An 18,834-nucleotide genomic window follows, 5' to 3' on the forward strand; every position below is an offset into this window, starting at 1 on the left:
GGCCCAGGGCCATTCGTTGTCTCCAGTCGTTGTAGGAAAGCGGGTAAGCGAGAGGTTAGGGACTGGCGACCATCATGAAAAATGACTTCGATGCAAGCGACGTTTCAACGGCATCTAACGATCAAGGGTTATCCCGGCACGCCATGCGCTTGAACCGACTGGACCTGAACCTGCTGGTGGCGCTGGATGCGCTGCTGACCGAGCGCAGCATCACGCGCGCCGCCGAGCGGCTGCACCTCACGCCATCGGCGCTGAGCAGCGCGCTGTCGCGGCTGCGTGATTACTTTGAAGATGAGTTGCTGGTGCAGGTGGGCCGCAAGATGGAGCCCACGCCGCGCGCCGAGGCGCTGCACGACGCCGTGCGCGACGTGCTGGTGCGCATCGACAGCACCATTGCCAGCCGCCCGCGCTTCGACCCCACCGCGTCGGACCGGCTGTTCCGCATCTGCCTGTCCGACTACACGCAGATGGTGATCGCGCCGCACCTGCTGGCGCTGTGCGCGCAGGAGCGCTGCAGCGTGCGCTTCGAGTTCCTGCCGCAGGTGATGAACCCGCAGCGCACCCTGGAGCGCGGCGAGGCCGACCTGCTGGTCATCCCCCGCGGCTTCATGTCACCCGACCACCCCGAGGAACTGCTGGTGGAGGAGCACTTCGTCTGCCTGCTGTGGGCCCACAGTCCGCTGGCCCAGGGCGAGTTCACCTTCGAGCGCTACCTGGCCGCCGGCCACATCATCATGCAGCCCCCCGGCGGCACCGGCGACTCGTTCGAATCGTGGTTCGTCAAGCGCTACGGCATCACCCGCCGCGTGGCCGTCATGTCCTACGGCTTCGCCGCCATGCCCGCCCTGGTCTGCGGCACCGACCTGGTCGCCACCGTGCACGCCCGCCTGGCCCACTGCTTCGCCACCACCTGGCCCCTGGCCATCCGCCAACCCCCGCTGCCCATCGAGGGCATGCAGCAGGCGATGCAGTGGCACAAGTACAAGACGCAGGATCCGGGGTTGGTGTGGTTGAGGGATGCGTTCAGGAGGGCGGTGGGGAGGATGGATGGGGAGAGGGCAGACGGGGTCGCAGTGGCTGCCTAGTACGGCTGGGGTTGGCCGGTTGTGGGTGGCCGAGGACACGGCGGGATCAACGGGCGGCTCTGCAGCGGTTGCCGACTGTCGCGCGCTCAATTGGGCTGGCTGCTGACCGCCAGTAGCGGCAGGTCGCGAACGACTGATGTCCGGATGCATGCCCGCAATACCATACGGACTTCGATAGGATCCTGCCAATGAAAACGCACCAAGTATTTGGTATTCAGTCGGACGTGGTTGACGCTTCGTATATCGACCGCGGCGCGCTCGACTCGGAGTTCCGAACTCTCGTCGATCGTGGGCAGATGCACATCGCGATTCGTGGTGCATCCAAGTGCGGCAAGTCATGGCTCCGCAAGAAGGTGCTCGACAACCCCATCGTAGTGCAGTGCCGTTTGTCGTACACAACAACTGACGTATACCGAGACGCACTGGCTGCCCTCGGCGTCCGCTTGGAGGTTGACCGCACGGTCACGAGCAAACTGGGTGGCAAAGTTGGCGGCTCCGTTGAGGGCGGTTTCGCGCTCTTTGCGAAGGCCTCTGCGTCGACCGAGGGCACGTACGGCAACGACACTTCGACGAAGGAGGCAGTGGTCGGTCGCAATGTTACCGACCTTAGGTTCATATCGGACACGATTCGGGAGTCTGGGCGAAAGCTGGTCATCGAGGACTTCCACTACCTGCCGATCACTGAGCAGCAGAAGTTTGCGTTCGACTTGAAGACCCTGTGGGACTACAAGACCCTGGTAGTTGTGGTCGGCGTGTGGATCGACGACAACATGCTGATCACTCTGAACTCGGACTTGGCCGATCGGATTGAGGAACTGCCCGTCACCTGGAGTGAAGCTGAACTCAAGCAGGTGTTCACGAAGGGATGTGCCGCCCTCAGCATTCGCCCTACGGACGCCGTCTCGACCCAACTTGCTGAGATCGCCTACCAAAGCGTGGGCTTGCTTCAGAAGCTGGCCCTGCGGTATCTCGACGAGCTGAAAATCTATGATGCTGCCCCGAGCGGTATGGAAATCGAATTGGACAACGTCGACAAGATTTCCGACGCGGCCATGCATACTGCTGAACAGCTAAACCAGCTCTATCAGAGCTTCGCTAAGAGGGTCTGCGAAGGCGTGCGGCAGCGAAAAAATGCTACTGGCATTTATGCGCACGCGCTGAAGGTGATCATGGAAGCGACCGACGGAGAGCTACTTGCCGGCATTCCAGCCAAAGATATCTACCGCAAGGCGCACGCCGCAGAGCCGCGAGTGCAGCTTCCCAATCTGCGCTCAGTGCTGGCGAAGTTTGCAGCGCTCCAGGTTGACCAAGATGGTCGTTCGCTTGTACTGGCCTACGACGGGCAGAACGAGAAGATCAGCCTTGTCGACCGACAACTCCTGCTCTATCGGCGCTTTGCCACTGTGAAGTGGCCCTGGGAGGACCTGATCGCTGAGGTGGGCGGTAGCGCTGATGCGTACGACTGAGCGGTGGTGTTAGACGACGGCCGGTCGGCCGTCCGCTCTCGGACGCTGCGATCACGACAGCGAATGTCGCAGATGGGTCGAATAGCGCCGACCAAGCATTGCCGAGCCAGTCAGCGTGGCGGCGCGATAGGCCCGCGGTCGCGATCAGAGCGGCCGTTGACGCGTATCTGGTCCCAGGCATTGCCAACCCTGTTCGCGGCCCGGACACATGCTCAAATGCTCAAGAGAAGTCGTCATGGGATCCCCATACACTCAAGTCAGGCTCGTCAAGGCAATCATGAAACTCGGTCAGATCGTCCTGTTGGCTCTCAGCCTTGTCGGCTGCGCTGTCCCCCCGGTTCAACGCCCTGCGATTCTTGTTCCCTTGGCCGTTCCGGTCGGTACTGAAACTGGGGTGCTTGCTCTCGGGCCAGTGGTACCGAAGATGCAGCAAGCCGATTCCATTGCGAACGTGCAGTACGGTTGGTGGTGTAAAGAGGCTCCTCCGCGCCAACTGGCTACGGATGTATTGCCCTTCTCGCGATTGAATCTCGTGCGTAGCTTTACTGGGGTGCTAGAACCTCTTCGTTATCGCCTTCAGAAGGCACCAGAGTCTGTGTTCACGGAAGAACAGCCGGATTACACGCTTGGCGCGTCTGTTCTGAAGGTGCACTCGAACGTGTGCTTTCCCTTCGTTGGTCACCCGAGTCTGAAGGTGGGCGACCCGACTGTGGCCAAGGGATCCGTCTTTGTGGAGGTCAAGTGGGAGGTGTTCAGCAACACGGAACGCCGCGTTGTCTTCAGTGCGACCACTCAGGGGGCGTTCGAGGCACAAGAGACCGTAGCAGGTGGTTTCGACACCCTCGCCATCAACGCCTTTGGCGCTAGCCTGCGAAATCTCGCCGCTGACGAGGGGTTTCGTTCCGCGTTGGTTCGTTCGTCGTCAGGAAGGTAGCCACAGGCGCACGAGTGTGCTGCGAACCTATCTCCTTCATCTGGGTACTCGGCTTCAGCTTCGAGCGGCCGCTATTGGGCAGGCTGGGCGCGAATTCGTAGGACTGCAAGTTCGAACGCAGCTGGATGCGTCCGCCCTCAGCGACCGGCTGCACGCAGTCTGAAGCGGCTGTTCAACGCGCCACCAACATCTCCGCGGCGCCGAGCACACCGAGCCACACCGCGCCTGAACCACCCCAGCCCTACCTCCGCCATCGGTGCTAGCGTCCCCCCATGCCCCCACCCCCAGACCCCCGCCAAACCCAACTCGAAGCCCTCTACCGCCAAGCCTCCACCGCCCAACTGCAACGCCGCCTCAGTGACCCCGACCTGCTGCCGCAGGCGCGCGAGGTGGCGCAGGCGGAACTGCAGCGGCGCGAACAGGCGCGCCAGTCTGCCGCGGTGGCCACCCAGGCGGGCCGCAGCCGCTCACCGCGCAACGAGCTGCTGATGGTCGCGGCCGGTGCCGCGGTGCTGCTGCTGGTGCTGTGGTTCGTGATGCCGGCTGAGGGCTTTTTCCTGTTCCTGGCGATCATGCTGCCCACGGTGCTGGCGCCGCTGGGCAAGCTGTATCCGGCCTGGGGCAAGGCGCTGGCCGGCGTGCTGCTGGTGGCGCCGGCGGTACTGGGCGGGTGGCTGTGGCGGCGGGGTGAGCTGGCCTGGCAGGGGGGCGACTACCGGCCGTTGGGCACGCTGATCTCGTGGGGCGTGCTGCTGGCGGTGTGGGCGCTGTGCTGGGCGCTGGGGGGCAGTGTGCTGAAGGGCGCGCTGCACCGCGGCAGCTGGGATGCGCTGTCCGATGAGCTGGATCGCGAGCGGTCCAGGAACCTGGAGGACCTGGGCCGGCGGGGCTGATCGCGCGGCCGGCGGGTCAGCCCTGCAGCCGCCGCAGTTCCTCCGGCGTGTTGGCGTTGTCAAACGCCGCGGCGTCCTCGAACACCACCTCCACATGTCGGTGCTGGTCGGTCCAGCGGTCGATCTTGCGCTGGCCGCTCTGGATGAACTGCACCAGGCTTTCCAGCAGGCTGGCGCGCAGCAGACAGAAGACGGGTTGGCGCTGCAGGGTGCCGTCGGGGTCGCGGGTGGCGGCCATGGCCACGTCGGCGTTGGCGGCGTGGGCGGCCTGGGCCAGGCGGGCGGCCAGGTCGGTGGGGAAGTGGGGCGTGTCGCAGGGCACGGTCAGCAGCCAGGGCGTGTCGCAGTGCTCCAGGCCGGCCAGGAAGCCGGCCAGCGGGCCGGGGTAGTCGGGCACGGCGTCGGGCCAGACCTCGGCACCCATGGATTCATAGGCCGACAGGTTGCGGTTGGCGTTGATCAGCACTGCGCCCACTTGTGGCTGCAGGCGCAGCAGCGCGTGCATGGCCAGCGGCAGGCCGCGGTGGTTCTGCAGGCCCTTGTCGACGCCGCCCATGCGGCTGCCTCGGCCGCCGGCCAGGATCAGGCCGGTGATGTCCTCGGGGGCAATGCTGCTCATGTCCTCACTCCACCATGTCGAAGGCCTGGGTCTCGACCTCGATGAAGGCGCGGGTCATGCCGGCCAGCGCGGCCAGCCAGCCGGCGCCGGGGTGGGCCTGCACGGTGTCGCACAGCTGTGCCACCCAGGGCTGCAGGTGGGCGCGAAAGAACCGGCGCTGCTGCTCGAGGTTGCACACCGCGGCATCGTCGCCGCCGATCAGGTAGCGCATCACCTCGAAGCCGTAGGCGATGTGGTCCTCGGTCTCGGTGGTGTCGGTGGTGCGGGTCAGGCCCAGGCGGGCCAGGTCCTCGCGCAGGCGCACCAGCGGGGTCTCGTTCAGGAAGCCGGCCTGGTAGAAGCTGCCGTAGACGAAGACCTCGGGCTTGCCCACGCCGCCGAACAGCGCGTCGAAGGTCTCGGTGGCCTGCGCCACGTTCACGCTGCGCAGCGCGCCCACCAGGTCCTGCCAGGGGCTCTCCAGGAAGCCGCCTTCCTGCGGTGCCTCGGTCACGGCCACGGCGAATTCGCGCAGCAGGGCCTCATCGGGCGGCGCCAGCCACAGGCGGGCCAGCAGGCCGTAGAGCTCGGCGCGCGCCACCTCTTCGGCGTCGGGGCTGCCGGCGATGGCGATCGGCTGGTCGGTGGGGCTCATCGGTCGGTGATCCGTTGTTCGTTCGGGTTGCTGTGCAGGTCGATGACGCGGCAGTCGCCGCACATTTTCAGGCGCTCGGCGGCGGCGCCCTGGAAGGCCGGGTGGGCGCCCAGGCGGGTGATCATGGCTTCAATCGCCTGCAGCGTGCCGAAGGGCTTGCCGCAGCGCACGCAGGCGAAGGGCTGGGCCTGGTTGAGCACGCGCGTCTGGCGGCGGGCGCGGCCGGCATCGGCCAGCCACAGGCGCGGCTGCAGCGTGATGGCCTGCTCGGGGCAGGTGCCGGCGCACAGGCCGCACTGCACGCAGGCCGATTCGGTGAAGCGCAGCTGCGGCGCGTCGGCGTTGTCCTTCAGCGCGCCCGACGGGCAGGCGCCCACGCAGGCCAGGCACAGCGTGCAGCGCTGGCTGTCCACCGCCAGCGTGCCCCAGGGGCTGCCGGCGGCGGGCAAGGCGATGGCCTCGGGCACGGCGGCGGGGGCCTGGGCCAGCAGGTGGTCCAGCGCGGCGTCCAGCGTGGTGCGCTTGTCGGCCATCAGGCCGAAGCGGGCGCGCTCGCGCACGGTCTGCGCGGGCGGGGCCTGCACCGCGGTGTCCAGCGCGGCCAGATCGCGGGCGTCGCGCACCTGCAGCAGGCCCAGGTGGGTGCCGGCGTAGCCCAGGCCGTTCAGCACGGCCTGCGCCACGGCCATCTGTTCCTGCAATGCGCTGCGGTACTCGGGCGCTTCCTCGTCGGTCAGCAGCACCCAGACCTGGCTGGCGCCGTGGGCGATGGCCGACAGCCACAGGTCCACGCCGGTGCTGGCGCTGTGCCACAGCGGCAGCGGCAGCACGCGCGCGGGCAGGCCGTGGATCTGCGGGTCCACGCGGGCGGCGCGGCCCAGCTCGTCCAGCCAGCGCGCGCCGGCGCCTTCGCTGTGCAGCAGCAGCGCGGCGTCGCGGCCGCCGGCGCTGGCGTAGGTGCCCAGCAGGGTGCGCAGGCGCTGGCCCTGGTCGGCAGGGCCGGGGGTCTGGAAGCTCAGCGCGCCGCTGGGGCAGACGGTGGTGCAGGCGCCGCAGCCGGCGCACAGGTGCGGCTCGACGATGATGCCGCCGGTCTGCCCCGGCGCCTTGCCCTTGAGCGACGCATCACTGCGGATGGCCGAGGTGGAGCACACATCGATGCAGGCGCTGCAGCCGGTGCGCTCGTTGCGGGTGTGGGCGCACAGGCGCTGCTGGTAGCGGAAGAAGGTGGGCTTGTCGAAGGTGCCCACCAGCGTGGGCAGCTCGCGCAGCGCGCGGCTCAGGCGGCGCTCGTCGGGGCCGGCATGCACATAGCCCTGCGGCGGCTGGTGCTGGCTGAAGGCGGGCGTGGCGCGCAGGTCCAGCACCAGGTCGAAGCGCTCGCTGACGGTGAGCGGGTCGCGCTGGAAGTCGATCGCGCCGGCGGCCTCGCAGGCGCGCACGCAGTCGCGGTGGCTGGTGCAGCGCGACAGGTCCACCTGGTACGAGAAATCGATCGCGCCCTCGGGGCAGGCGGCGATGCAGGCATTGCAGCGGGTGCACAGCTCCAGGTCGATCGGGTTGTCCTGCACCCACTCGGCCTGGAAGGCGCCCAGCCAGCCGCTCAGGCGCGTCAGGCGGCCGGCGTGGGTGGCAAAGGCGCGGCTCTGCGGCAGCGCGCCGGGCCCGCTGACCAGCACCGTCACGTCCAGCGACGCGGCCAGCACCTCGGCGGCGGCCACCGCGGCCTCGGCCGGGCCGATCACCAGCGTGCGGCCGGCGCTGCGGTAGGTGACCTGCGGCACCGGCGCCGGGTCGGGCAGCTGGGCCAGCGCCAGCAGCGCGGCCAGCTTGGGCGTGGCCTGGGCCGCGTCCTTCGACCAGCCGCCGCGCTCGCGCAGGTTGACGAAGCGGATCGGCCGCTCGGCCAGCGGGCGCGCGCCCTCGGTGGCGTCGGCCAGCTCGGCGAACAGGCGCTGCTCCTGCGTGCAGGCCACGATGAGGGTCTCGCCCTCGTCGCGCGCGGCGCGCTGGAAGGCGCCGGCCTCGCGGCGGCACAGCGTGTGGTGCAGCGTCTCCAGGCCGTCAGTGCGGGCGGTCGGGCTCGTCTGCAGCGCCCGGCTCAGGGCCGGGGCGTCCAGCGGCATCGTCCGGTTGCAGTCGCAGATCAGGGTCTTCATGGTCGGGGGGCGCGGCGGGGGAGGCCGCCGGCGCGGTCGGGGAAGGGGCGGCGGGCGGCGGCGGGTCGGCCGGCTCGTCGGCGAACAGGCCCAGCGCGGCCGACTGCACCATCTGGCGCAGCATGCCGGCGGGCAGCGGGTCGGGGCGACCGTAGTCGTCGATGTAGATGTCCAGGCCGTCCATCACGTTGTAGTGCGGGTCGGCGAAGAGTTTTTTCAGCGCGGCGTTGCGCACCTCGGGCGTGACTTCGGGGGCGACGAAGCGGCTGAAGTCGGCCTCGGGGGTGAGGGTGGCCACGTCGTCCAGCGTGGGCGGGGGCGGCGGGGCGGGTTCTGCGGGCGGCTCGTCGGCCGGTGGTGCGGCCACGACCGGGGTCAGCGGTGCCGGGGCGGGCGGCGGCGGTGGGGCGGGGGGTGGCGGCTCGGGCAGCGCCACGCCCTCGCGGGCCAGCGCCTTGCGGCGCGACCAGCGCGACAGGAAGCCGTCGTCGTTGCTGGCCATGGCGTGTCAGCGCCGGTCGCCCGGGCGCTGGAACGACGCCGGGCGGCGGCGCTGCTTGGGCTCGGGGCGGTAGTGCGCGCTGGTGAAGGCCTGCAGCATCTGCACCAGCTCGGCGGGCAGCGGCACGTTGTCCACGCGCTCCTGCGCATCGAGCAGGCGGCCGGCCTCGTTGTAGGACAGGGTGACGAATTCGGGCGCAGCCTCGGACGGGTCGTCCTCGGCGCCGCGCCACATGACAAACCACACCGGCGCGCCGCTGCTGAGGTTGAGGTGGTAGCCCTCGCCCTCGTCGGCGTGCAGCAGCAGCGACAGGCCCGGGTGCAAGGTCAGCCGCTCGCGGCCGTCGTCGCGCAGCAGGCGCGGGGTGTGGCCCAGCGTGCCGTCGTCCAGCGCCACGTCGTGCGGCGTGTGTCGCCAGTCTTCCCAGGCGTTGGGCGCACGCTCGCGGCGCATCGTCACGGCGACGCGCAGCGTCAGCGTGCGGGCGATCTCGGGCGGCGGGGTGTCGGACATGGCGGGGCAGTCTAGCTGCCCGGGCCCCGACAAACTGTCGCCAGGGTCAAGGGGCGACGGCGCCTGCGGGTAAGTCCTCGGCGTCTGACCGTCGCCGGGCCGTCCAAGACGGTCAGAGCTGCCGCGCAGCGGCCAGCCTGGGGGTCCTCAGGTCGGCGTGCTGAACTGCTGCCAGGCGGCCATCACATGGGCCGCGTACATGGCCGACGGGCCGCCGCCCATGTAGATGGCCACGCCCAGGGTTTCCTCGATCTCGGCGGTGCTGGCGCCCAGGCGGGCCAGGGTGCGCACATGGAAACCGATGCAGTCGTCACAGCGTGCCGCCACCGAGATGCCCAGCGCGATCAGCTCCTTGGTCTTCTCGTCCAGCGCGCCGGGCGCGAGCGCGGCCTTGCCGATCTCGGAGAAGGCCTTCATCACCGGCGCGATGTCCTTGCGCAGTGGCTGCAGGTTCGACGCCACGGCGGCGGTGAGCTGGGTGTAGTCGGGCATGGCGGCCATGGGGGATCCTCAGGATTCAGCGATAACCCTGAGCTTATCAAATACCACGGTGGGTATATTGCGCCGGCGCAGAGTCCGCGTACGATGCGCGGCTTTGCGACCCACCCGCCATGGACGACGACCTGCCCCCGCTGCCCGCCACCCCGCTGGGCCGCTACCGCCACTACAAGGGCGGCGAATACGAGGTGATCGGGGTGGCCCGCCACTCCGAGACACTGCAGCCGCTGGTGGTCTACCGCCCGCTGTACAACGCCACCGGCTGGTGGGTGCGGCCGCACGCGATGTTCTTCGAGGACATCACGGTGGACGGCGTGACGCAGCCGCGCTTCAGGCCTCTTTGAGTTCGCTGCGCAGCCAGACGCTGAACTCGGCGCCGCCGCTCAGTTCGGCACTGGGGCCGGGCACGTTGGCCGCGCGCAGCTCGCCGCCGTAGCGTTCCACCAGGCTGCGGCTGATCCACAGGCCCAGGCCGGTGCCGTCGGGCTTGCGGGTGACGAAGGGCTGGAACAGGCGCGTGAGCATGTCGGGCGGCAGGCCCTCGCCGGTGTCGGCCACGCTGATCACCACGCCGGGGCCCTCGGGCCAGTCGTCGGTGCGCAGGGTCAGCGTGCCGCCTTCGGGCATGGCCTGCACGGCGTTGACCAGCAGGTTGACCAGCACCTGCTGCAGCTCCTGGCGGTTGATCGCGGCCAGGCCGGTGGCGCGGTCCTCGCGCTCGATGCGGATGTGCTGGCGCGCCAGCAGGTGGGCCACCAGCACCAGGCAGTCGTCGAGCACGCGCCGCGGATCGAGCTTCTCCACGTAGCCGGCGTACTCGCCCGGGCGGGCGAACTGCAGCAGCTGGGTGACGATCAGGCGCATGCGCTCGATCTGGCTGTCGATCAGCGCCAGCTCCTCGCGCACCGGCGCGGCGGCCGGGCCCAGCAGCTCGCGCATCAGGTCCAGGTTGCCCTGGATCACCGCGATCGGGTTGTTCACCTCGTGGGCGATGCTGGCGGTGAGCTGGCCCACCGCGGCCAGCTTCTCGGCGCGCAGCAGCTGGGCCTGGGCGGCTTCCAGCTCGCGGCCGCGCTCGGCCACCTTGGCATCCAGCTCGGCGTTCCAGCGCTGCAGTGCCTGGGTCTGGCCGGCCAGGGTGTCGAGCAGGTGGTCGAAGTGGGCGGCGAGCTGGCCGATCTCGTCGGCGCGGTCCACCGGGCCGACGCGGGCGGCGCTGTCGCCCCCCTCCTGGCGCTGCATGGTGGCGCTCATGCGTTCCAGCGGCGCCACCACGCCGCGCGCCCAGCGCCAGGCCAGCAGGCCGGCCGGGATCATCACGCCAAAGCAGATCGAGCCGATCATCGCCAGCGCGGCGTACTTCAGCCAGCCGAAGGGCCGCTCCAGAAAGCCCACGTAGAGCATGCCCACGCGCTGGCCGGCATGGTCGCGCAGCGGCTGGTAGCCCGACACATACCAGTCGCTGACGACGAAGGCGCGGTCCAGCCAGGTCTCGCCCTGGCCCAGCACGCGCTCGCGCACCGAGCCCGACACGCGGGTGCCGATCGCCCGCTCGTGCGCCTCGCCGCCAAACAGCCGCACATTGGTGCTGATGCGCACGTCGTCCAGGAACAGCGTGGCCGTGCCCTGGCTGCCCCAGGGCAGCGAGCCGGCGGGGTAGACCACCTCGTTGAGCTGGTCGATGAAGGCCAGGTTGCGGTTGAGCAGCACCCCCGATTGCAGCTGGCCCAGCAGCCGGCCGTCGGCGGCGCGCACCTCGGCCACGGCCATGGCCATCAGCGCGCGGTCTTCGGTGCGGCGGTCGGTGGGCGCGGCGTTCTGGGTGGGCAGCAGCGGCACCGGGATGCGCTCGCGCAGCGCGGCGGGCAGGGCGGCCTGGGCCTCGGGCGCCAGGCGCTCGACACTGGCGCGCGGGCGGCCGGCGGCGGGCAGCGGCAGCCGCGGCAGGGTGTCGGCGCCGGGCTGCGGGCTGCGGCCGCTGGCGTCGCGCCAGACCAGCAGGTCCAGGCGCTCGCGCCGCTGCAGCTGGCCAAGCAGTTTCACCAGCGCGGTGTCATCGCGCCGCGCCAGGCCCTCGGCCAGCACGCGCGACTCGGCCAGCGCGTTGGTGCTGGCGCCCACCTCGGCCAGCATGCGCTCGAAGTAGCCGTCGGCCACCGCCAGGTCGGAGCGCACCTTGGCCACCAGCAGGCGGTCCAGCGCCTCGTTGCCCCAGACCAGCAGCGCCAGCCCCAGCAGCGGCAGCACCGCCCACAGCGGCAGCAGCACCAGCGCCAGCAGCTTGCGCCGCACCGGCCAGGCCTGCAGCGCGGTCCTCACCTCATCCGCCCCACTCGGCCACGCGGCGCTCCAGCGTGCGCCGCGAGATGCCCAGCGACTGCGCGGCGCGGGTCTTGTCGCCGCCCACCGAGGCCAGCACCGCCAGGATGTGGTTCTTCTCCAGCGTCTGCAGGTCGGTGGTCAGCGGCGCCACCGGCGCGGGCGGCGGCGGCGTGCGGGCCTCGCTGCGCGCCAGGCCCTGGTACAGCGCCGACACATTGAGCGCGCCCAGGATCAGCGAGCGCTCGATCAGGTTGCGCAGCTCGCGCACGTTGCCGGGCCAGTCGTACTGCGCCAGGAAGGCCAGCTCGTCGGGGCTGACCTCGATCGGCGGCAGGCCCAGCTGCGGCGCCAGCGTGCCGATGAAGTGCTCGACCAGCGCCGGGATGTCCTCCTTGTGCTTGCGCAGCGGCGGCAGGTTGATCTCGACCACCTGCAGCCGGTAGTACAGGTCGGGGCGGAAGCGCCCGGCCTCGACCTCGCGCGCCAGCGGCCGGTGGGTGGCGGCGATGATGCGCACGTCCACCGGCACCTCCTGCTCGCTGCCCACGGGGCGGATGCGGCGCTCTTCCAGCGCGCGCAGCAGCGTGGCCTGCAGCGCCGTCGGCAGCTCGCCCACCTCGTCCAGGAACAGCGTGCCGCCCTGGGCGTAGACGAACAGGCCGTCGTGCAGCTGGCGCGTGCCGTCGCTGCTGCGCCAGGCGTGGCCGAAGAGTTCGCTCTCGATCAGCTCGGGCGACAGCGTGGCGCAGTTGACCGGCACGAAGGGGCCGGTGGCGCGCGGGCTGTGGTGGTGCAGCGCCAGCGCGGCCAGCTCCTTGCCGGTGCCCGATTCGCCGGTCAGCAGCACCGTGCTGTCCACCCCCGCCACACGCTGGATCGCGGCCTGCAGGCCGCGGATGGCGATCGACTGGCCCACCAGGCCGCCGGCGGCCGGCGTGCGCTGCGACAGGCTGCGACGCAGCACGAAGTTCTGCCGCCGCAGCTCGGCCCGCTCCAGGCCCTGGCGCAGCGCGTTGAGGATCTGGGTGACCCGGAAGGGCTTGAGGATGAAGTCGCTGGCGCCGGCGCGCAGCGCCTCGATCGCGGTGTCCAGGTCGGCGAAGGCGGTGATCAGCACCGCCTCGCAGCTGTTGCCCTCGGCGCGCAGGCTGCGCAGCCAGCTGATGCCGTCGCGCCCGGGCATGGCGATGTCCAGCACCACCAGGTCGATGCGGTGGCGGCGGGTGAGCTCGTCGGCCTCGTCGGCGTTGGCGGCCACCAGCACCTGGCCGACGCGCGGCGCCAGCGTCTTCTGCAGGAAGCTGCGCATGCCAGGCTCGTCGTCGACCACCAGCACGGTGGCGAGCGGCCAACGTTCGTCGGCAGGAGTCGGTGTGGCAGCGATCACGGCGGGCGGATTCTAGGAGCCGGCGCCGGACCCGGTCGTGTGCCGGGGTACAAGCAGACCCTGTGCGCGCCGGCTGCGACAAGTTGTCGCAAGGGGCGCGCCAAAATGGCCGATCACATCCGGGCTGCTGCGGATGTTCAAAGGGTTAGCACTGAGTTCTCATGTGGTACACCCATGCAACTCTGTGCATAGCGCCAAGCGTCGAAGGGACCATCATGGACAAGGACAAGACCAAGCCGGCCGCGGTGTCGCGCCGGACGCTGTTTGCAGGCGCCGGCACCGCCGGTGCGCTGGCCGCCGCGGCCGCGGCGCTGCCGCTGGCCCGACCTGAAGCCACCCCGGTGGCCGCCAAACCGGCCGAGCCCGAGGGCGAAGGTTACCGCCTCAGCGAGCACGTGCGCCGCTACTACCAGACCACCCGGGTCTGAAGCTCTCCCGCCTGCGCGCCCCGGCCCGGCCGGCGGCGTGCGGCTTCCATCGCGTTCGAGGACACGACATGCTGCTCACCCGCAGATCCGAATCCGCCGGCACGACCGCCTCCGCGTCGTCGCTGGTGTCCAGCCTGGCCCGCGGTATTTCCCGCGCCATTCCCACGATGGACCGCCGAGGCTTCCTGCGCCGCTCGGGCCTGGGCGTGGGCGCCGGCCTGGCGGCCAGCCAGCTGACCCTGGTGCAACGCGCCGAAGCGGCCGGCGGCGCCGCCGCTGAGGGCGGCAAGAAGATCGAGGTCAAGCGCACCGTCTGCGGCCACTGCTCGGTGGGCTGCGCGGTGGACGCGGTGGTCGAGAACGGCGTCTGGGTGCGCCAGGAGCCGGTGTTCGACTCGCCGATCAACCTGGGCGCCCACTGCGCCAAGGGCGCCGCGCTGCGCGAGCACGGCCACGGCGAGTACCGGCTCAAGTACCCGATGAAGCTGGTCGACGGCAAGTACAAGCGCATCAGCTGGGACGAGGCGCTGGACGGCATCGCCAAGAAGATGAAGGAGCTGCGCCAGGCCAGCGGCCCGGACTCGATCTTCGTCGTGGGTTCGTCCAAGCACAACAACGAGCAGGCCTACCTGCTGCGCAAGTGGGTCAGCTTCTGGGGCACCAACAACTGTGACCACCAGGCCCGCATCTGCCACTCCACCACCGTGGCCGGCGTGGCCAACACGTGGGGGTATGGTGCGATGACCAACTCCTACAACGACATGCAGAACGCCAAGGCGGCGCTCTACATCGGCTCCAACGCCGCCGAGGCGCACCCGGTGTCGATGCTGCACCTGCTGCATGCCAAGGAGAACGGCTGCAAGGTCATCGTCGTCGACCCGCGCTTCACCCGCACCGCGGCGCGCGCCGACCAGTTCGTGCGCATCCGCTCGGGTTCGGACATCCCCTTCCTGTTCGGTGTGATGCACCACATCTTCAAGAACGGCTGGGAAGACAAGAAGTACATCGAGGACCGCGTCTGGGGCATGGACAAGGTCAAGGAAGAGGCGCTGAAGGTCTGGACCCCGGACAAGGTCCAGGAGGCCTGCGGTGTCGATGAGGCCACCTGCTACCAGGTGGCCAAGACCATGGCCGAGAACCGCCCCAGCACCATCGTCTGGTGCATGGGCCAGACCCAGCACACCATCGGCAACGCGATCGTGCGCGCCTCGTGCCTGCTGCAGCTGGCGCTGGGCAATGTGGGCAAGAGCGGCGGCGGCACCAACATCTTCCGCGGCCACGACAACGTGCAGGGCGCCACCGACGTGGGCCCCAACCCCGACTCGCTGCCCGGCTACTACGGCCTGGCCGAAGGCTCCTGGAAGCACTTCGCCAAGGCCTGGGGCGTCGATTTCGAGTGGATCAAGAAGCAGTACGCCTCGCCGGCGATGATGACCAAGTCGGGCATGACGGTCTCGCGCTGGGTGGACGGCGTGCTCGAGAAGAACGAGCTGATCGACCAGGACAGCAACCTGCGCGGCCTGTTCTTCTGGGGCCATGCGCCGAACTCGCAGACCCGCGGCCTGGAAATGAAGAAGGCGATGGACAAGCTCGACCTGCTGGTCGTGGTCGATCCCTTCCCCAGCGCCACCGCGGCGATGGCGGCCATGCCCGGCGCGGCCGAGGACCTCAACCCCAAGCGCGAGGTCTACCTGCTGCCCACCACCACGCAGTTCGAGACCAGCGGCTCCTGCACCGCGTCAAACCGCTCGATCCAGTGGCGCGAGAAGGTGATCGATCCGCTGTGGGAATCGCGCACCGACCACATGATCATGTACCAGCTGGCCGAGAAGCTGGGCTTCGGTGCCGAGCTGGTCAAGAACTACAAGATGGTCGACGGCAAGGGCGGCAAGGAGCCCGAGACCGAGTCCATCCTGCGCGAGATCAACAAGTGCGTCTGGACGATTGGCTACACCGGCCAGTCGCCCGAGCGCCTGAAGGCCCACATGCGCAACATGCATGTGTTCGACGTCAAGACGCTCAAGGCCAAGGGTGGCGTCGACAAGGAAAGCGGCTACAGCCTGGACGGCGACTACTTCGGTCTGCCCTGGCCCTGCTACGGCACGCCCGAGCTGAAGCACCCGGGCTCGCCCAACCTGTACGACACCTCCAAGCACGTGATGGAGGGCGGCGGCAACTTCCGCGCGAACTTCGGTGTCGAGCGTGACGGCACCTCGCTGCTGGCCGCCGACGGCTCGCACAGCGTGGGCTGCGACCTGACCACCGGCTACCCCGAGTTCGACCACGTGCTGCTGAAGAAGCTGGGCTGGTGGGGCGAGCTCTCCGAGGCCGAGCAGAAGGCCGCCGAGGGCAAGAACTGGAAGACCGATTCGTCGGGCGGCATCATCCGCGTGGCCATGAAGAACCACGGCTGCCACCCGTTCGGCAACGCCAAGGCCCGCGCCGTGGTCTGGAACTTCCCCGACCCGGTGCCCAAGCACCGCGAGCCGCTCTACAGCACCCGGCCCGACCTGGTTGCGAAGTACCCCACGCACGACGACAAGAAGGCCTTCTGGCGCCTGCCCACGCTCTACAAGACGGTGCAGGAGAAGAACAAGGACATCGGCAAGCAGTTCCCGCTGATCATGTCCAGCGGCCGCCTGGTCGAGTACGAGGGTGGCGGCGAGGAAACCCGCTCCAACCCCTGGCTGGCCGAACTGCAGCAGGAGATGTTCGTCGAGATCAACCCGAAGGCGGCCAACGACCGCGGCATCCGCAACGGCGACCTGGTCTGGCTGAAGACCCCGCCGATGGCTGCGGTGGCCAACTTCCCCGGCCTGAAGGTGCGCGCGCTGGTGACCGAGCGGGTGGACGCCGAGACCGTCTGGCTGCCCTTCCACTTCTCCGGCCGCTGGGGCGGTGTCGACATGGCGCCGTACTACCCCGAGGGCGCGATGCCGGTGATCCGCGGCGAAGCCATCAACACCGCCACCACCTACGGTTACGACAGCGTGACGATGATGCAAGAGACCAAGACCACGGTCTGCCAGGTCGAGCGCGTCGCCTAAGAACACACGGAAAGGCACACCATGGCCCGCATGAAGTTCATCTGCGACACCGAGCGTTGCATCGAGTGCAACGGGTGCGCAACCGCCTGCAAGGCGGAACACGACATCCCCTGGGGCGTGAACCGCCGCCGCGTGGTCACGCTCAATGACGGCGTGCCCGGCGAGCGGACCATCTCGGTCGCCTGCATGCACTGCTCCGACGCGCCCTGCATGGCCGTCTGCCCGGTCGACTGCTTCTACCGCACCGACGAGGGCGTGGTGCTGCACGACAAGGACGTCTGCATCGGCTGCGGCTACTGCAGCTACGCCTGCCCCTTCGGCGCGCCGCAGTTCCCCAGCAACGGCACCTTCGGCCTGCGCGGCAAGATGGACAAGTGCACCTTCTGCGCCGGCGGTCCCGAGGACAACGGCAGCCAGGCCGAGTTCGAGAAGTACGGCCGCAACCGCCTGGCCGAAGGCAAGCTGCCGGCCTGCGCCGAGATGTGCTCGACCAAGGCCCTGCTCGCCGGCGACGGCGACGTGGTGGCCGACATCTTCCGCCAGCGCGTGCTGGTGCGCGGCAAGGGCGCCGAGGTCTGGGGCTGGACCACCGCCTACGGCCAGCCCGGCCAGGCGGCCAAGAAGGAAGGAGCCTGAGATGCGCGCCACCCGCCTGATCGCGCTGAGCGCGCTGGCCCTGCTGGTCTCGGCCTGCGGCGAACGCCCGCAGACCGGTGAAGGCCCGCGCAAGAAGGCCGACACCAAGGCCGCCACCGGCACCGACAACGGCTACGCCGCCGCGGGCTGGACCAAGGGCGACGAGACCGGCTGGAACAACCAGCTCCGCGCCCGCGCCCAGCAGGGTCAGAACGAGTACACGCGCTCGCCGGCAGCGCCCAAGACGCCATGACCGCGCTGCTGAGAGCCCTGCTGCTGGGCGCGCTGCTGGCGGCCGGTGCCGCGCAGGCGCAGGCCCCGGCGGCGTCGGCGCCTGCCGTGGCCGGCACCCCGCAGCCCGACGACAGCAATGCCCGCCGCGCCCAGGTGCAGCCCGGCAACAACGCGCCGATGTGGCGCACCGTCAAGGACCAGGGCGGCCTGAGCACGCTGCCCGGTGCCGAGAAGGGGGTGCTGATCCAGCCCCAGGCCGACTACATCGTCGCCCAGGGCAACGCCGGCGAGGCCTGGCGCGAGGTGCGCAACCGCTGGATCATCCCCTACGGCGGCTCGCTGCTGCTGATCGTCGCGCTGGCGCTGGGCATCTTCTACTGGCGCAAGGGCGCGCTGGGCGGCCATGTGCCCGACACCGGCCGCAAGATCGAGCGCTTCACGCCGCTGGAGCGCGCCGCGCACTGGACCAATGCCGGCGCCTTCGTGGTGCTGGCCATCTCCGGCCTGACGATGGCCTTCGGCAAGTTCGTGCTGATGCCGGTGATCGGCTCGGCGCTGTTCGGCTACCTGACCTGGCTGCTCAAGACGCTGCACAACTTCGTCGGCCCGCTGTTCGCGGTGTCGCTGGTCATCGTCATCGTCACCTTCATCAAGGACAACATTGCCAGCGCGTCCGACTTCGTCTGGCTGTCGCGCCTGGGCGGCATGCTGGGCGACAAGGAAGTGCCCTCGCACCGCTTCAACGCCGGCGAGAAGGGCATGTTCTGGTGGGGCGTGACCGTCCCCGGCCTGGTGGTGGTGGCCTCGGGCCTGGTGCTCGATAAGCTGGTGCCCGGCTTCGGCGAGGTGCGCGGCCAGATGCAGATCGCGCACATGATCCATGCCGTCGCCGCGATCGGCATGATGGCGCTGATCGCCGGCCATATCTACATGGGCACGGTGGGCGTCAAGGGCGCGCTGGATGCGATGAAGACCGGCTACGTGGACGAAGGCTGGGCCAAGGAGCACCACGAGCTCTGGTACGACGACGTCAAGGCCGGCAAGATCCCGGCGCAGCGTTCGGCCCAACCCCTTCCCGGCGCCCCGCGCACCCAGTCCTGAGCGGCAGGAGACCGATCCCATGAGAACCCACACCCTGACTGCCCTGGCCGCCACGCTGCTGCTGGCCACCACCGCGATCGCCAAGCTGCCGCCGCCCAGCGACGAGGCCAAGGCCAAGGCCGCCGAGGCTGCCGCCAAGACCGCCTGGACCGGCAAGGTCGACGCCTACCTGCTGTGCAAGTCGCAGGACAAGGTGGCCGCCGGCTACCGCGCTGCGGCCAAGAAGAACGGCAAGGACGCCGGCACCGTGGTCGAGACGCCGGCCTGCGCCGACCCCGGCCCCTTTGTCTACACGCCGCCCGCCCCGGCCTCGGGGGCGGCGTCCACTGCGGTGGCCGCGCCCGCCCCGGCTTCGGCCCCGGCGAAGAAGGGCTGA

At 69.6% G+C, this 18,834-nt stretch carries 19 protein-coding genes; 11 read left to right on the forward strand and 8 right to left on the reverse strand.

Going from position 1 to position 18,834, the window contains the following annotated elements:
• Window positions 1–143 precede the first annotated feature (143 nt).
• The 4 genes from KAK03_RS03410 (at window position 144) to KAK03_RS03425 (ending at window position 4,378) form a co-directional block, all read left to right on the forward strand.
• On the forward strand, window positions 144–1,085 hold the full coding sequence (locus KAK03_RS03410) for a LysR family transcriptional regulator (protein WP_210851759.1): 942 nt from the start codon (window positions 144–146) through the stop codon (window positions 1,083–1,085).
• Window positions 1,086–1,273: 188 nt separating this feature from the next.
• Complete coding sequence (locus KAK03_RS03415; protein ID WP_210851760.1) at window positions 1,274–2,551, forward strand: hypothetical protein; 1,278 nt, start codon at window positions 1,274–1,276, stop codon at window positions 2,549–2,551.
• Between the two features lie 277 nt (window positions 2,552–2,828).
• Window positions 2,829–3,485: a hypothetical protein gene (locus tag KAK03_RS03420; protein ID WP_210851761.1), complete on the forward strand. Its 657-nt coding sequence runs from the start codon at window positions 2,829–2,831 to the stop codon at window positions 3,483–3,485.
• 272 nt (window positions 3,486–3,757) lie between these two features.
• Window positions 3,758–4,378, forward strand: a complete 621-nt coding sequence (locus KAK03_RS03425; RefSeq protein ID WP_210851762.1) for a hypothetical protein — start codon at window positions 3,758–3,760, stop codon at window positions 4,376–4,378.
• Between the two features lie 16 nt (window positions 4,379–4,394).
• Here the strand turns inward: KAK03_RS03425 and mobA are convergent, their stop codons facing one another.
• The 6 genes from mobA to KAK03_RS03455 all read right to left on the reverse strand — a co-directional run bounded on the left by mobA (window position 4,395) and on the right by KAK03_RS03455 (window position 9,306).
• Window positions 4,395–4,997: a molybdenum cofactor guanylyltransferase MobA gene (gene mobA, locus KAK03_RS03430; RefSeq protein WP_210851763.1), complete on the reverse strand. Its 603-nt coding sequence runs from the start codon at window positions 4,995–4,997 to the stop codon at window positions 4,395–4,397.
• Between the two features lie 4 nt (window positions 4,998–5,001).
• Window positions 5,002–5,631 (reverse strand): TorD/DmsD family molecular chaperone, encoded by a 630-nt coding sequence (locus KAK03_RS03435; protein ID WP_210851764.1) that lies wholly within the window; start codon window positions 5,629–5,631, stop codon window positions 5,002–5,004.
• The gene (locus KAK03_RS03440) at window positions 5,628–7,790 is read right to left on the reverse strand and encodes a 4Fe-4S dicluster domain-containing protein (RefSeq protein ID WP_210851765.1); all 2,163 of its coding nucleotides are present in this window, start codon (window positions 7,788–7,790) and stop codon (window positions 5,628–5,630) included. The genes KAK03_RS03435 and KAK03_RS03440 overlap by 4 nt, the downstream gene beginning before the upstream one ends.
• Window positions 7,696–8,292, reverse strand: a complete 597-nt coding sequence (locus tag KAK03_RS03445; RefSeq protein WP_210851766.1) for a DUF3306 domain-containing protein — start codon at window positions 8,290–8,292, stop codon at window positions 7,696–7,698. Before KAK03_RS03445 ends, KAK03_RS03440 begins: the two co-directional genes overlap by 95 nt.
• A 6-nt stretch (window positions 8,293–8,298) precedes the next feature.
• Window positions 8,299–8,805: a DUF3305 domain-containing protein gene (locus KAK03_RS03450; RefSeq protein ID WP_210851767.1), complete on the reverse strand. Its 507-nt coding sequence runs from the start codon at window positions 8,803–8,805 to the stop codon at window positions 8,299–8,301.
• Between the two features lie 147 nt (window positions 8,806–8,952).
• Window positions 8,953–9,306 (reverse strand): carboxymuconolactone decarboxylase family protein, encoded by a 354-nt coding sequence (locus tag KAK03_RS03455; protein ID WP_210851768.1) that lies wholly within the window; start codon window positions 9,304–9,306, stop codon window positions 8,953–8,955.
• A gap of 110 nt (window positions 9,307–9,416) precedes the next feature.
• On the opposite strand from KAK03_RS03455, the gene KAK03_RS03460 reads away from it, so the two are divergent.
• A complete protein-coding gene (locus KAK03_RS03460) occupies window positions 9,417–9,647 on the forward strand; it encodes a DUF1653 domain-containing protein (RefSeq protein WP_210851769.1) in 231 nt (76 codons plus the stop codon).
• Here the strand turns inward: KAK03_RS03460 and KAK03_RS03465 are convergent.
• Both KAK03_RS03465 and KAK03_RS03470 read right to left on the reverse strand, forming a co-directional pair.
• Complete coding sequence (locus KAK03_RS03465; protein WP_210851770.1) at window positions 9,634–11,622, reverse strand: cache domain-containing protein; 1,989 nt, start codon at window positions 11,620–11,622, stop codon at window positions 9,634–9,636. The genes KAK03_RS03460 and KAK03_RS03465 overlap by 14 nt on opposite strands.
• A gap of 1 nt (window position 11,623) precedes the next feature.
• Window positions 11,624–13,012: a sigma-54-dependent transcriptional regulator gene (locus tag KAK03_RS03470; RefSeq protein WP_310738452.1), complete on the reverse strand. Its 1,389-nt coding sequence runs from the start codon at window positions 13,010–13,012 to the stop codon at window positions 11,624–11,626.
• A 215-nt stretch (window positions 13,013–13,227) separates the two neighbouring features.
• On the opposite strand from KAK03_RS03470, the gene KAK03_RS03475 reads away from it, so the two are divergent.
• The 6 genes from KAK03_RS03475 to KAK03_RS03500 all read left to right on the forward strand — a co-directional run bounded on the left by KAK03_RS03475 (window position 13,228) and on the right by KAK03_RS03500 (window position 18,834).
• Window positions 13,228–13,440, forward strand: coding sequence for a formate dehydrogenase (locus KAK03_RS03475; protein ID WP_210851771.1), 213 nt, complete (start codon window positions 13,228–13,230; stop codon window positions 13,438–13,440).
• Window positions 13,441–13,508: 68 nt separating this feature from the next.
• Window positions 13,509–16,487, forward strand: coding sequence for a formate dehydrogenase subunit alpha (locus KAK03_RS03480; protein ID WP_210851772.1), 2,979 nt, complete (start codon window positions 13,509–13,511; stop codon window positions 16,485–16,487).
• A gap of 21 nt (window positions 16,488–16,508) precedes the next feature.
• The gene (fdh3B, locus tag KAK03_RS03485) at window positions 16,509–17,123 is read left to right on the forward strand and encodes a formate dehydrogenase FDH3 subunit beta (protein ID WP_210851773.1); all 615 of its coding nucleotides are present in this window, start codon (window positions 16,509–16,511) and stop codon (window positions 17,121–17,123) included.
• Window position 17,124: 1 nt separating this feature from the next.
• Window positions 17,125–17,376, forward strand: coding sequence for a hypothetical protein (locus tag KAK03_RS03490; RefSeq protein WP_210851774.1), 252 nt, complete (start codon window positions 17,125–17,127; stop codon window positions 17,374–17,376).
• Window positions 17,373–18,458 (forward strand): formate dehydrogenase subunit gamma, encoded by a 1,086-nt coding sequence (locus KAK03_RS03495; protein WP_210851775.1) that lies wholly within the window; start codon window positions 17,373–17,375, stop codon window positions 18,456–18,458. The genes KAK03_RS03490 and KAK03_RS03495 overlap by 4 nt, the downstream gene beginning before the upstream one ends.
• A gap of 19 nt (window positions 18,459–18,477) precedes the next feature.
• Window positions 18,478–18,834: a hypothetical protein gene (locus KAK03_RS03500; RefSeq protein WP_210851776.1), complete on the forward strand. Its 357-nt coding sequence runs from the start codon at window positions 18,478–18,480 to the stop codon at window positions 18,832–18,834.

This window comes from Ideonella alba, assembly GCF_018069845.1.
GTDB classification, from domain to species: Bacteria; Pseudomonadota; Gammaproteobacteria; order Burkholderiales; family Burkholderiaceae_C; genus Ideonella; species Ideonella alba.

Bases quoted from the DNA above. Each gene is read 5' to 3' on its own strand.
- KAK03_RS03500 (WP_210851776.1), top strand. From the start codon at position 18,478: ATGAGAACCCACACCCTGACTGCCCTGGCCGCCACGCTGCTGCTGGCC.
- KAK03_RS03410 (WP_210851759.1), top strand. From the start codon at position 144: ATGCGCTTGAACCGACTGGACCTGAACCTGCTGGTGGCGCTGGATGCG.
- KAK03_RS03495 (WP_210851775.1), top strand. From the start codon at position 17,373: ATGACCGCGCTGCTGAGAGCCCTGCTGCTGGGCGCGCTGCTGGCGGCC.
- mobA (WP_210851763.1), bottom strand. From the start codon at position 4,997: ATGAGCAGCATTGCCCCCGAGGACATCACCGGCCTGATCCTGGCCGGC.
- KAK03_RS03475 (WP_210851771.1), top strand. From the start codon at position 13,228: ATGGACAAGGACAAGACCAAGCCGGCCGCGGTGTCGCGCCGGACGCTG.
- KAK03_RS03440 (WP_210851765.1), bottom strand. From the start codon at position 7,790: ATGAAGACCCTGATCTGCGACTGCAACCGGACGATGCCGCTGGACGCC.
- KAK03_RS03490 (WP_210851774.1), top strand. From the start codon at position 17,125: ATGCGCGCCACCCGCCTGATCGCGCTGAGCGCGCTGGCCCTGCTGGTC.
- KAK03_RS03415 (WP_210851760.1), top strand. From the start codon at position 1,274: ATGAAAACGCACCAAGTATTTGGTATTCAGTCGGACGTGGTTGACGCT.
- KAK03_RS03455 (WP_210851768.1), bottom strand. From the start codon at position 9,306: ATGGCCGCCATGCCCGACTACACCCAGCTCACCGCCGCCGTGGCGTCG.
- KAK03_RS03435 (WP_210851764.1), bottom strand. From the start codon at position 5,631: ATGAGCCCCACCGACCAGCCGATCGCCATCGCCGGCAGCCCCGACGCC.
- KAK03_RS03420 (WP_210851761.1), top strand. From the start codon at position 2,829: ATGAAACTCGGTCAGATCGTCCTGTTGGCTCTCAGCCTTGTCGGCTGC.
- fdh3B (WP_210851773.1), top strand. From the start codon at position 16,509: ATGGCCCGCATGAAGTTCATCTGCGACACCGAGCGTTGCATCGAGTGC.
- KAK03_RS03445 (WP_210851766.1), bottom strand. From the start codon at position 8,292: ATGGCCAGCAACGACGACGGCTTCCTGTCGCGCTGGTCGCGCCGCAAG.
- KAK03_RS03480 (WP_210851772.1), top strand. From the start codon at position 13,509: ATGCTGCTCACCCGCAGATCCGAATCCGCCGGCACGACCGCCTCCGCG.
- KAK03_RS03425 (WP_210851762.1), top strand. From the start codon at position 3,758: ATGCCCCCACCCCCAGACCCCCGCCAAACCCAACTCGAAGCCCTCTAC.
- KAK03_RS03460 (WP_210851769.1), top strand. From the start codon at position 9,417: ATGGACGACGACCTGCCCCCGCTGCCCGCCACCCCGCTGGGCCGCTAC.
- KAK03_RS03450 (WP_210851767.1), bottom strand. From the start codon at position 8,805: ATGTCCGACACCCCGCCGCCCGAGATCGCCCGCACGCTGACGCTGCGC.